The sequence below is a fragment of the Candidatus Merdisoma sp. JLR.KK006 genome, from assembly GCF_036941035.1.
In the GTDB taxonomy this organism is placed as follows: domain Bacteria; phylum Bacillota; class Clostridia; order Lachnospirales; family Lachnospiraceae; genus Laedolimicola.
This window is the reverse complement of the sequence record NZ_JAYMNS010000041.1, coordinates 16,219-29,245: the sequence shown is the minus strand read 5'-3', so window position 1 is coordinate 29,245 and position 13,027 is coordinate 16,219. Positions and strand designations below refer to the sequence as shown.

Annotated in this window: 10 protein-coding genes and 1 pseudogene; all 11 read left to right on the top strand. The window is 49.4% G+C overall.

Annotated features, from left to right (window positions below; all coding sequences use genetic code 11):
• Positions 1-953 (top strand): DUF4368 domain-containing protein (locus VSQ61_RS20780; RefSeq protein ID WP_334346265.1); only part of this gene is annotated, 953 nt, incomplete at its 5' end.
• Positions 954-1,044: 91 nt separating this feature from the next.
• Positions 1,045-1,128 (top strand): annotated as a pseudogene (locus VSQ61_RS20775) (Maff2 family mobile element protein); the annotation flags it as partial.
• 5 nt (positions 1,129-1,133) lie between these two features.
• Positions 1,134-2,006 (top strand): VirB6/TrbL-like conjugal transfer protein, CD1112 family, encoded by an 873-nt coding sequence (locus VSQ61_RS20770; RefSeq protein WP_159749864.1) that lies wholly within the window; start codon positions 1,134-1,136, stop codon positions 2,004-2,006.
• Between the two features lie 60 nt (positions 2,007-2,066).
• Complete coding sequence (locus VSQ61_RS20765) at positions 2,067-2,474, top strand: PrgI family protein (protein WP_120446283.1); 408 nt, start codon at positions 2,067-2,069, stop codon at positions 2,472-2,474.
• The gene (locus tag VSQ61_RS20760; protein WP_334346264.1) at positions 2,422-4,920 is read left to right on the top strand and encodes a VirB4-like conjugal transfer ATPase, CD1110 family; all 2,499 of its coding nucleotides are present in this window, start codon (positions 2,422-2,424) and stop codon (positions 4,918-4,920) included. Before VSQ61_RS20765 ends, VSQ61_RS20760 begins: the two co-directional genes overlap by 53 nt.
• Positions 4,920-7,691 carry a CD1108 family mobile element protein gene (locus VSQ61_RS20755; protein ID WP_334346263.1) on the top strand — a complete coding sequence of 924 codons (2,772 nt, stop codon included), beginning with the start codon at positions 4,920-4,922 and terminating at the stop codon, positions 7,689-7,691. The genes VSQ61_RS20760 and VSQ61_RS20755 overlap by 1 nt, the downstream gene beginning before the upstream one ends.
• Before the next feature lie 74 nt (positions 7,692-7,765).
• Entirely contained in the window at positions 7,766-8,668 is a 903-nt protein-coding gene (locus VSQ61_RS20750) for a radical SAM protein (RefSeq protein ID WP_334346262.1), read from the top strand.
• A complete protein-coding gene (locus VSQ61_RS20745) occupies positions 8,665-8,925 on the top strand; it encodes a cell envelope biogenesis protein TolA (RefSeq protein ID WP_159749866.1) in 261 nt (86 codons plus the stop codon). The genes VSQ61_RS20750 and VSQ61_RS20745 overlap by 4 nt, the downstream gene beginning before the upstream one ends.
• A complete protein-coding gene (locus VSQ61_RS20740) occupies positions 8,903-10,552 on the top strand; it encodes a CD1107 family mobile element protein (RefSeq protein WP_159749868.1) in 1,650 nt (549 codons plus the stop codon). The genes VSQ61_RS20745 and VSQ61_RS20740 overlap by 23 nt, the downstream gene beginning before the upstream one ends.
• Positions 10,553-12,673, top strand: a complete 2,121-nt coding sequence (locus VSQ61_RS20735; protein ID WP_334346261.1) for a type IA DNA topoisomerase — start codon at positions 10,553-10,555, stop codon at positions 12,671-12,673.
• 13 nt (positions 12,674-12,686) lie between these two features.
• Positions 12,687-13,022: a helix-turn-helix domain-containing protein gene (locus VSQ61_RS20730; protein WP_159756333.1), complete on the top strand. Its 336-nt coding sequence runs from the start codon at positions 12,687-12,689 to the stop codon at positions 13,020-13,022.
• The last annotated feature ends 5 nt before the right edge of the window (positions 13,023-13,027 follow it).

The following is a 13,027-nucleotide window of genomic DNA, read 5'->3' as shown; positions in this document are numbered from 1 at the left end:
GGAGAACCCGCCGCTACCACCCCGGCTACGAGTGCAAGTGGGCGGCGAACACCGTGGTGCATATCCTTGAAAACCGGGAATACACGGGCTGCCTTGTGAACTTCAAAACCACCACCCAATCCTACAAGTGCAGCAAGATTATCTACAACAGCGAGGACAAACAGGCAATCTTCGAGAACCACCACGAGCAGATAATCGATAAGGACACATGGGAGCGTGTGCAGGAGCTACGCAAGCAGCGCAAACGCCCTAACCGCTATGATGAAGTGGGCTTGTTCTCTGGCATACTGTTTTGTGCGGATTGCGGCAGCGTCATGTACCAGCAGAGGTATCAGACGGATAAACGGAAACAGGACTGCTACATATGCGGCAGCTACAAGAAGCGCACGGCAGACTGTACGGCGCACTTTATCCGCACCGACCTCTTGACTGCCGGAGTGACCGAGAATTTACGGAAAGTCACCAGCTACGCCGCCAAGCATGAAGCCCGGTTTATGAAGCTGTTGACCGACCAGACCGAGGACGGGAGCAAACGCCGGAACGCCGCCAAGAAGAAAGAGCTGGAAGCGGCAGAAAAGCGGATTGCGGAACTCTCCGCTATCTTCAAGCGGCTGTATGAGGACAGCGTGGCGGGGCGCATATCGGACGAGCGTTTCATGGAGCTTTCGGCAGACTATGAAGCCGAGCAAAAGGAACTGAAAGAGAAAGCCGCCGCCTTGCAGAGCGAGCTTTCCAAGACGCTGGAAGCCACGGCAAACGCTGAAAAGTTTATGAAAGTAGTCCGCAAGTATACCAGCTTTGAGGAACTCACCCCTACCCTGTTGCGGGAGTTTGTGGAGAAAATCGTAATCCACGAATCGGAAGCCCTTGACGGGAAACGGCGGGGGAAGCTCCGCAGACAGGAAATCGAAATCTATTACTCTTTTGTCGGCAAGGTAGAATTGCCCGACTAAAGCCCGACCCGTCCGGCAGTCAGCCGGACAGGGAACGGCAAAATTTTTTACACTTCTTTTACTTCTTTATCTCACATGAGCAAAAAGTCAGGGCATCAAGCAGCTTATGAGTGGAGGGGGCATTATCATTGTGGCGCAGACGGTGATTCCACAGCTCTCCAGCCTGTTTTCATAAGATAAATGGGCGGCATCATAGACAAAATCACTGATTTCATAAAGGAGATGCTGCAGGGGTGGGTACTTAATAACCTTGATACCATGTTTTCCGATGTCAATGATAAGGTCGGCACGATTGCGGGGGAGGTCAGCAAGACACCAAGCACTTGGAACTCCAGCATATTCAGCATGATACGGACGCTTTCGGAAAACGTGGTAGTCCCCATAGCAGGCATGATAATCAGTTTTGTGCTGATCTATGAGCTGATAACAATGGTAATCGACAAAAACAATATGCATGACTTTGATACAAGCCTGTTCTTCCGTTTTTTATTCAAGGCTTGTATCGCTGTCATGCTGCTTTCCAAGACCTTTGATATAGTCATGGCGGTGTTTGATGTGGGAAGCCATGTGGTGACACAGGCGGCATCTTCCATATCCGGCTCTACAAGCCTTGACGTGCAGGCTACCCTTACCACCATGTTCAACAGCCAGATTGACACAATGGGGATAGGGGAGCTTATCGGTCTTGGTCTGGAAACTATGGTCATCAGCTTATGTATGAAAATCATGTCCGTCCTCATCACCGTCATTCTATACGGGCGCATGATTGAAATATACCTTTATGTGTCAGTTGCCCCAATCCCGGCAGCGACAGTTACCAACCGGGAATGGGGTACAATCGGGACGAATTACTTAAAAGGGCTTGTCGCCCTTGCGTTTCAGGGGTTCTTCATCATGGTTTGCGTGGCGATCTATGCTGTGCTTGTGGCAAGCGTGGCAGTGGCAGGCAATTTACACAGCGCATTGTGGTCGGTTGCGGCATATACCGTAATCCTCTGTTTCAGTTTATTCAAGACAGGCTCATTATCAAAATCAATTTTCAATGCCCACTAAACACAGCGGACTCATGGAAGCTGGCGGTTTGGCGGGCATTGCCCACGAAAGGAGCAGACTATGGCAATATCCGTACCAGTGCCAAAAGACCTGAGTGGAATCAAGACAAAAGTGGCGTTGAACCTTACCAAAAGGCAGATTATCTGCTTTTCCGGCGCAGCACTTGTGGGAGTGCCTTTATATTTCCTTACCAAAGGGGTATTGGGGACACAGGGGGCGGCGCTTATCATGGTGGGCGCAATGCTGCCATTCTTCTTTTTGGCAATGTATGAAAAAGACGGTTTCCCGGCAGAGAAGATTTTATACTTCATGCTCCGGCAGAAGGTACTCACGCCGGGAATCAGACCGTATAAATCGGAAAACCTCTACAAGCAGTTGGAGGAGAGGGAAAAAATCAGGAGGGAGGTATGTTTCCTTGAACAAAAAGCAAAAGGCGGGGGCGGCAAAGCCAAAACCGCAGGAAAATAAGCGGACACCGGAAAAAGCGGGGCTGACCTTATCGGAAAAGAAACGCCTTGCGGAGCTGAAACGTGCGCTTGCCGGGAACAGCAAAGAGCAGGCGAAGCCGGACACCGCACAGAAAACCATTACATTCAAAAAAATGTACCGGGACGGCATCTGTCAGGTGGCGGACGGTTATTACACGAAAATGGTGGAGTTTTACGACATCAACTATGATCTGCTGGAGGTGGAGGATCAGGCGGATATTCTGGAGGAATACAGCAAGCTGATTAACTATTTTGATCCGTCCATAAAGTTCCAGTTGTTCTTATTTAACAGGCAGGTCAGCGAGCAGGCTCTTGCGGAGCAGTTCGATATTTCCTTACAGGGTGATGCGTTTGACGATATTCGTGACGAGTACACGCAGATGTTAAAGCACCAGTCGGCAAAGGGCAACAATGGAATCATCAAGTCTAAGTACCTGATTTTCGGCGTGGAAAGCACCGGGTACAGGGAAGCAAAGAGCAAGTTAAGCAATATTGAGAAGGACGTGGTACACAATTTAAACAATATCGGCACGAACGCCAGAGGTCTTGACGGGAAGGAAAGGCTGCGTATCCTGCATGAGTATTTTAATCAGGGTACAATGGAGCCTTTCCGGTTTTCGTTTAAGGAGCTGTCAGAATCCGGGAAGTCAGTTAAAGATTACATTGCACCGCCGGGATTTGACTTCCGCTATCCGAGCCGCTTTAAGTCCGGCAGTATTTACGGGAGCGTGTCTTACCTTGACATGATTGCGCCGAAGTTTACGGACGAGATGGTTAAGAAGCTGCTGGACATTGATGACAACCTCACCCTTACCATGCATATGCAGACCATTGATCCGGTGGAAGCAATCAAGATGATAAAACGTGCGCTCACCGACATTCAGAAAATGAAAATTGAGGAGCAGAAAAAGGCTGTAAGAAGCGGTTACGATATGGATATTCTGCCTACGGACATCGTGACTTATGAGAAGGACACGCTGGAACTGCTTGACGATTTGAACACAAGCAACCAGAAACTTATCAAAATGACCTTCCTCATTACCTGTTACGGGCGGACGAAACGGGAACTGGAGAACCTGACACAGAGGGTGTCCGGCATTATCCAGCAGGCAAACTGCAACCTCAGATGTTTGCAGTATTTACAGGAACAGGGGTTAATGGCGAGTGCGCCGATTGGGTGCAACGATGTGGGGATTGAAAGAAACCTCACCACAAAAAGCGCCGCTGTCCTTGTGCCTTTCTGCACACAGGAGCTTTTCATGCCCGCACCCGCCATTTATTACGGTCTGAACGCACTTTCCAACAACATGATTATGGCAGACCGGAAAAGGCTGCGTACACCGAATGGGGTAATTTTAGGCACACCCGGCAGTGGTAAATCATTCAGCGCAAAGCGTGAGATTTTATCCTGTTTCCTTATCACAAAGGACGATATAATCGTCTGCGATCCAGAGGGCGAGTATTTTCCATTAGTGCAGGCGCTTCATGGGCAGGTGGTAAGGCTTGCCACTAATTCAAAGGATTACCTGAACCCGATGGACATTCAGCTCTCCCATAAGGGGGACAAGGAAGCGTTGAAGTTAAAGAGCGATTTTTTAATTACCCTGTGCGATTTGATTGCCGGGGGGAAGGACGGTCTGGAGAATGACGAGAAGGGCATCATTGACACCTGCATCAAGCATATCTATGACGGGTATTTCAAGCACCCGAAGCCAGAGAATATGCCCATACTGGAAGATTTGTATAATGCGCTGTTAAAGTATGAGCCGAGGGACGTTGCGCCGGAGATGCAGAGGGAAGCGAAGCAGAAGGCGGTACGGATTGCCAATAGCCTTGTATTGTATGTGCATGGCTCGCAGAATTATTTTAACCACCGTACCAACGTGGACGCACACAACCGGATCATGTGCTTTGACATTCGGGATTTGGGAAACCAGTTAAAAGAGATAGGGATGCTGATTGTGCAGGATGCGGTCTGGAACAGGGTGTCAAAAAACCGGGAACGGAAAGTTGCCACAAGGTACTACTGTGACGAGTTCCATTTGCTTTTAAAAGAGAAGCAGACAGCCATTTACTCAGTGGAAATCTGGAAAAGGTTCAGGAAGTGGGGCGGAATCCCGACAGGCTTGACGCAAAACGTGGGCGATTTTCTGAAATCGGAGGAAATCGAGGGCATCTTGGGTAACAGTGATTTTGTGTACCTGTTAAACCAGAACGCCAAAGACCAGCATATTTTGGCGGATAAGTTGGGATTGTCGGAGAAACAGCTCATGCACGTCACCAATTCCGAGCCGGGAAGCGGTCTGATATTGTTTGACAACGTGGTTATCCCATTCGTAGATAAGTACCCGGCAGATACAAAGACCTTTGCGATTATGAACACGAAGCCGGAAGAATCTGTAACAAAGGGGGATGAGGACAGTTAATGGCAGAAAAGAAAGGAAAGAAAAAACAGGATACCGCTTACCGTAAAGAAGCAAATGCAGAGTTCCATAAGGGAGCTGGCAATGCTTTTACGGGCGGCGGCAATGCTGCCTATCAGCCGAGAGATTCCGGTATCGGGAAGCCGGGGCGTGGTTCGGGCGGCAAAAGGCAGACGGAAAAGAGTATGCAGGCACAGCAGGAAACTTTTGGACAAAAAGTCCAGAAGTCCAAAGAGAGCCAGCCGGGAAAAAACAGCACGTTTACAGGGAATAAAAGCATGGATACCCGGAGTAGCGATGCCGGACAGCGTAAACAGAACCATGATTCAAAGGTTCAGGCAAGAAAGCAGATGTACCGGAACACTTCTGGACAAAAAGTCCAAAAGTCCGAAGCGAAGCCGGGGCAGGAAGAAAAATCGGATTTTGTAAAGGAAAGCAGCGGATTTACCGGGCAGGAAAGTTTTAACCAGACGGAGGATCAAGAGAAGAAACAGCCGGATGCGGAAGATTACCACCGGAGGGACACTTACAGGCAGTCGCAGAAAAAAGGGAAATACCATAAAAAGCGGGTGCAGAGGGAACACCGGAACAAAGGCGGCACGAAGGAAAAAGCGGAAAATAAAACCTTTACGGAAGAATCTTTTACGGAGAATACCGGAAAACTGTTTCAGGGGGAAGGAGGTTCTGAATTTACAGGCAGTAAAAAGCTGCAAAAGAAACAGCGGCAGGCGCAGAAAGCCGCAAAGAAGGTACAGAAAGCAAGGGCGAAGCTGCCAAAGACAAGGGAATACACCTTGCAGAGAGTGTTTGACGAGAAAACCGGGAAGGGAAGATATGTAGTTGTCCCTCTGGAGAAGGAGAAGCCTTTCAAGCAGGAGGGAATATCAAAGACCACCATGCGCCGGATGCAGAATGAGGGCAGAAATTTTGTGCATGGGAAAATCGCTGAAACGGAGAAAGAAAATTCAGCGGTGGAGGGCGCACATAAATCGGAGCAGAAAGTGGAAACGGTTTATTCTTTCGTCAAAAGGCAGATAAAGGGAAAAGAGCAGAAACAGCGGGCGAAGGTGGCAAAGCTGGAAAAAAAGCAGTTTAAAAAGGAAGTCAATTTCCAGTACCAGAAGTTCTTGGAAGAAAACCCGCAGATGCAGAAAAAAGCCTTGCAAAAGCGGTTACAGAAACAGCGCATTAAACGGGAATATATCAAGGCGAGGAAGAAAGCGGCGGCAGGAAAAACAGCGGAGCAGGCGTTTGAAAAGACGAAAAACGGTGCGGTCACTGTGGCGAGGAAGTTACAGGAGTTCGCAAGGAGAAATGCGGGCTTGCTTGTGACGGTGGGCATCATGGCTCTGCTCCTTATGATGATTATGGTTTCCGTATCGTCCTGCGGGGCGATGTTTGCGGATACGCAGTCCACAATCTTAGCGGCAAGCTATTTAAGCAAGCCGGAGGAGATTGACGCCGCCGATTTACAGCTTACCCGTCTGGAGCTTGACTTGCAGAATGAGATTGACCGGGTGGAAACAGACTATCCGGGGTATGACGAATATTCCTACAATCTTGGGGCAATTGGGCATAACCCGTTTACCCTTATCAGCTATCTGTCCGCAGTCCATACGGAATTTACCGCAGGCGGGGTGGAAAGTGAAATACAGGCTCTATTTGATGAGATGTATACGCTGACGCTCACGCCGGATACGGAAACGAGGACAAGGACGGTCACAAAGACAGGCACAAGGACGGTCACTGATCCGGTCACAGGGGAAGAAACAGAGGAAGAATATGAGTATGAGGAGGAAGAAGAATACGAGGTCAGTATCCTCAGAGTGACGCTTACGGTCATATCATTAGAGAGCCTTGTTTCTGGGAAAATGGATACGGAACAGGCGGAGATTTTTGCCATGTACCGGGAAACAAACGGTCTGCTTCAGGAGTTCGCTTCGCCGCTTGACCTTTACTGGTATTATTATGTGTCGAGCTATTACGGATACCGGAAGAACCCGGTCACAGGGAACGAGGAATTTCACCGGGGCGTGGATATAGCAGTTCCCACAGGCACAACCGTATATGCTGCCCATGACGGTATGGTGACAGCGGCGGCATATGACAGCCACTATGGGAATTATGTGGTGATTGAGATTGACGGTTACACAACCAAGTATGCCCATATGGATACGCTCAGTGTGAGTGCGGGGCAGACAGTGGAAAAAGGGACGGTTATCGGCACAACGGGCAATACCGGGAGCAGCACAGGAAGCCACTTGCATATCGAGTGTTTGTATGACGGGGAGTATTATAACCCGTTATTTTATTTCGATGTGGGCGAAGGCACGCTTTACGGGGAAACGCCGGGAGGTCTGCCGGGGAACGCCATACCGCCGGATGCCTACGATGACGCATCGGTGCAGGCTCTTATGGAGGAAGCCGCTAAATATTTGGGATTCCCGTATGTGTGGGGCGGCTCAAGCCCTTCCACAAGTTTCGATTGCTCAGGCTTTGTTTGTTGGACTTTTACCAACAGTGGGGTGCATAACCTTCCACGAACCACCGCACAGGGGATATATGACCAGTGTACGCCTGTTTCCGCATCGGACGCAAAGGCGGGGGACATTATCTTTTTTACCGGGACTTACAATTCTGCCGGGGCGGTGAGCCATGTGGGTATTTACTGCGGTAACGGGACAATGATCCACTGCGGAGATCCAATCAGCTACGCAAGCATCAACTCGTCCTACTGGCAGAGCCATTTCTACGCATTTGGTCGCCTTCAATAACAATACAAACTTATGATAGGACAATTTTATAACATAGAAGGGAGCGTGATATTATCAAAGTCGGATTGATTGATGTGGACAGCCATAACTTCCCCAATTTGTGCCTTATGAAGCTGTCAGCTTACCATAAGGCAAGGGGCGATACATTGGAATGGTATGACGGGCGAAAACATTATGACCTTGTATATATGAGCCGGGTGTTTACGGACAGCTATTCTAAGGATTACTCTGGTACAATTCATGCTGACTGCATTATAAGGGGCGGCACAGGGTATGGGCTTCATAACCGTCTGCCGGAGGAAGTGGAGCATATATATCCGGACTATGCATTATACCCGAAATTTGAAGGAACTGCATATGGTTTTCTGTCAAGAGGGTGTCCTCGTGGATGCGGTTTCTGCATTGTAGGGGAAAAGGAGGGGCGCAGGACGGTTGCGGTCGCTGACCTTGCCGAGTTCTGGCGTGGGGAAAAAGAAATAAAGCTGCTTGATGCGAACCTGTTAGCCTGCCCGGATTGGGAACGGTTATTACAGCAGCTTGCACAAAGCGGCGCAATGGTGGATTTTACACAGGGACTTGATGTGCGCCTGATTACTCCGGAGAAGGTGGAGATGCTGAACAAAGTGAAAACAAAAATGCTGCACTTCGCTTGGGATAATCCGGAAGATGACCTGACAGGGTATTTCAAAAGGTTTTCAGAACTTACAACTGTGAAAGATTACCGGAAAAGGCGGGTGTATGTGTTGACAAACTATAACAGTAGCCATGAACAGGACTTGTACAGGATATACACTCTGCAGGATATGGGATTTGATCCCTATGTAATGGTATACGAAAAGCCAACTGCGCCACCCGTTACAAGGAAACTGCAAAGATGGGTAAATAACAAATGGCTTTTCAGGGCAGTGTTAGATTTTAATGATTTTGATCCAACCGGGTGGGAAAAACGGAAAAAACAGAAAGCGAGGAATTTATGACAAAGGAGCGCATTGAAAAGGCACTTTCCAAAGTGGATGCGCAGCTTGAATCCTTACAGGCAAAAAAGAAGGATTTGGAAGAACAGAAGCGCATGGCGGAAAGAGCCGAAAAAATGGATATTATCGAAAAGCATAAAATCTCGTCCGAGAAGCTGCAATTACTCATCAAATTCAGCGAGGACGAGATTTTGAAGTTATTGGAAGAAAAAGAAAACGCAAAGGAGATGGCAGGAAATGAAGAAAAAGTTATCAGTTAGGGCGGCGGTGTCGCTGCTCTTGTCAGCATTATTGTTCTGTATGCCCGTAGGGGCGTTTATGGCGAACAGCGGGAATACGGTAGATGCCTATGCGGAGGAAAGCGGAGCGTCAGAGGAAGGCAGTACCGAAGCGGAAACAGAGGAAAATAAGGAAACCGGGGAAACGGAAGCCGAGTCCGGTGAGAATGAGGGGGAAACAGAAACGGAATCCGGCGGCAGTGGGGAAGGTACGGAAGGCGGGACGGTATCCGGGAATGAAGTGCCGGAGCCGGAATGTACCTGTAAAGAAAAATGCACACAGTATTCCACTGATAAAGATTGTGAGGTCTGCAAGGGGGATTACAGCTTATGCGAATATGTGAACCCGAATGTAAAAATCACAATCTCCACTCCGTCCGGCTGGCACAATGACACCACGAAGGTACATATCTCCGTTGAAGATGTGGCGCATTCCGGCAACTTCTCCATAAAGACGGTGCAGGCGAAAGTGGCGCAGAATGGGAGCTGGACGGACATCACAGAGGATATGTATGTGGAGATTTCGGAGAATGCCACCGTTTATGTGCTTGTGACAGACCAGAGGGGCAAGACCTATGAGAAAAACCGCTATATCAGGTGCTTTGACTTCACGAAGCCTACCTTAAACGCTGCGGTCAGTGACGGTCTGCTCTCCGTTCAGGCGCATGATACGGATTCCGGTATCAAGGCGGTGTATGTGAACGGGTATGAGTTTAAGGAGCTTACCAATGGCGTGTTGAATATCCGCCTGCAGCAGTTTGACGCAGGCTACCAGTATTTCACCATTTCCGCAATGGACAATGCCGGGAATATGTCAGAGGTCTATAAGACAGCGAACCCGTATTATACCGATCCGGAAAAAACGGACGGGAATGAGAAGAACCCGGCAGAGCAGCTCCCGGTGAGCGCACAGGCAACCAAGCCTTCCTCCGCTACCGCACAGGTGACGGAACATACCAAGACGGACAGTGACGGGAACACCGTTTCCGAAAACAGCCTTGCAGAGCAGAAAAAGCAGGCTATGGCGGAAGCGGCGGCATCGGAGAAGAAAGAGGAATCTGGGGAGAAGGAGAAAAGCGAAACGGGGAAGGAATTTTATACAATCCAGACCGCATCGGAAAAAGTGTTCTACCTTATCATTGACCGGGACGGGGAGGAAGAAGTGGTTTATTTCCTGACCGAAGTTACGGAAAATGACCTGCTGAACGTGACAGCGGACAACAGCGATACCTTACCGCAAAATTCCGCCGCACTGGAATCTGCAATCCCTGTGACGGAGGGCGCACTTCCCAACAATAACGGGGAACAGGAAACGGAAGAAGAACCTGCGGAAGAAGCGGCAGAGGACGGGGAGGAAAATACCGAAGAACCCGAACCGGAGCCGGAGAAAACAGAGGAAAACCCGGCGGCAACCTATATCATTCTTGGGATTGTGGCGGTTGCGGCTATTGGCGGCGGCTATTATTTCAAGGTAGCCAAGAAAAAGAAAGAGGAATTTCTTGACGAGGACGATGAGGAGGAGGACGAGGAAGAAGAATACGATGATGACGAGGAAAACGAGGACACAGAGGATGATTTTTTTGAAGATAAGGAAGGGGAGGAAGAATAAATGCAGTTAGTCATAGCAGAAAAACCGAGCGTGGCAAGGAGCATTGCGGAGGTAATCGGCGCAACGGAAATCAGTGACGGATATATGGAAGGAAACGGTTATGTTGTGAGCTGGTGCGTGGGGCATCTGGTGGAGCTGGCACAGCCGGAAAGCTACGGGGAGCAGTGGAAAAAATGGACGTATGAGAGCCTGCCTGTCAAGCCGAAAACATGGCAGTATGAGGTGAAGCCGGACACGAAAGCGCAGTATGACGTTCTTTTTAAATTGATGCACAGGGAGGATGTGTCGGCTACGATCTGCGCCACTGACGCCGGACGGGAGGGAGAGCTTATCTTCCGCCTTGTGTATGAAATGGCAGGCTGTGACAAGCCGATCAAACGCCTGTGGATTTCCTCAATGGAGGAAAGCGCCATTCGTGAAGGGTTTGAAAATTTACAGCCGGGGAGTGATTATGACAACCTGTACCATTCCGCATTGTGCAGGCAGGAAGCGGACTGGCTTGTGGGCATCAACGGTACAAGGCTGTTTACGGTTTTATATGGCGGAAAGGTTTTAAAGGTGGGGCGGGTGCAGACACCCACCCTTGCGATGTTAGTAGACCGGGAAGCAAAGATTATGAATTTCCAGAAGGAAAAATATTACATGGCGCATATCCTGATGGACGGGATGGATGCCGCCACCGGGCGTATTGATGATAAGAATAAAGCGGATGAGATTGCGGGGGCTTGCCGGGACGGGCAGGCTCTCACCACGTCCGTTGTGAAAGAGGAAAAAACGGTCATGCCGCCGAAGCTCTATGACCTTACCACGCTCCAGAGGGATGCGAACCGTTTATTCGGATTTACCGCAAAGCAGACTTTAGAGTACACGCAGAGCCTTTATGAAAAAAAGTTAGCCACATATCCGAGGACGGACAGCCAGTTCTTATCCGATGACATGGGGCAAACCGCAGAGGGCGTGATTGAAGCAGTATTCAGTTCCCTGATGTTTGAGGAAAACAAGGCTTCCAGACCGGACATCAAGCGGATTCTGAACAGCAAAAGGGTGACAGACCACCACGCCATTATCCCCACAATGGAGATAGCGAGAGCTGACCTTGCGGCACTGCCGGAAACGGAGCGTAAAATCCTGTCTTTGGTTGCGAACCGCCTGTTATGCGCCACCGGGGAGAAACATTTGTATGAAACGGTAAAGGCGGAGTTTTCCTGCAATGGACATACTTTTGCAGTTTCCGGGAAGTCCGTCACGCATAACGGGTGGAAGTCCTTTGAGGATGCCTTTAAGCGTTCCTTTAAAATCTCCGGGAATCAGGAGGAAGAAAAAGAGGAAAAGAAGCTGCCAGAACTGTCGGAGGGACAGGCATTTGACGGTGTGCAGACGAAAGTCAGCGAGCATTTCACTTCCCCGCCGAAGCACTTTACGGAAGATTTATTATTATCGGCAATGGAACGTGCCGGGGCGGAAGATATGGGCGATGACGTGGAGAGGAAAGGCTTGGGTACGCCTGCGACAAGGGCGGATATTATCGAAAAGTTAGTCAAGGACGGTTTTGTGAAGCGTGAGAAGAAGCAGATCATACCGACAGAGGACGGAATGAAGCTGATTACGGTGCTGCCGGATGTGGTGAAGTCCCCGAAACTTACCGCCGATTGGGAAAATGCCCTGACGCTGGTAGCGAAAGGGGAGCTTCCTATGGAGGACTTCATGGCGGACATTGAAAACATGGTGTCGGAACTGATACATACCTACCATGAGGTCAGTGACGAGCAGAAAAAGATGTTTGCACAGGAGCAGGCGGCTCTTGGGGTATGCCCGAACTGCGGCGGTCAGGTGGTAAAGGGGAAATTCGGCGCATATTGTGTGAAAAAATGCGGTATGAACGTGAGCCGGGTAATGGGAACTGCCCTTACCGATGCACAGGTGAAGGATATGCTTGCCGGGAAGAAAATCCTGTTAAAAGGGTTAAAGAGCAAGGCGGGCAAGCCCTATGATGCCTATATTATTCCGAGTGGGACGGAAGAATACCGTTACACCAAAGACGGGGCAGAAAAAAGCGGGGTACAGTTTAAGTTTGTCATGGAGTTTCCGAAAAAGAAATCTTCTGGTGGGAAGAAAAAATAAGGGAGGAAGAAAGATGTTTACAACCGGGGATAAGTTATTAAACGTGATGAAAGAGAAAGAAATCAGCATTATGGAGCTTTCCAGAATGTCGGGAGTGCCGGAGAGGACAATCATGGATATTCTGGCGGGCATCAGGGAGCCGGAACTTGGCGTGGTATGCAGGATTGCGGACGGGCTTGGTATCTGCGTCCATGAGCTTCGTGCCGATGAGGAACAGTATGCCATATCCGTACAGAAGGATACCCTTGCAAAGCTGATTGTGGTCAGCGAGATAAACGGTGTGGAGCTGGAGGAACTGATACATACCATTCTGGAAAAGGGCATTGAGGAACATGGTTTCTACGAATAATGCCA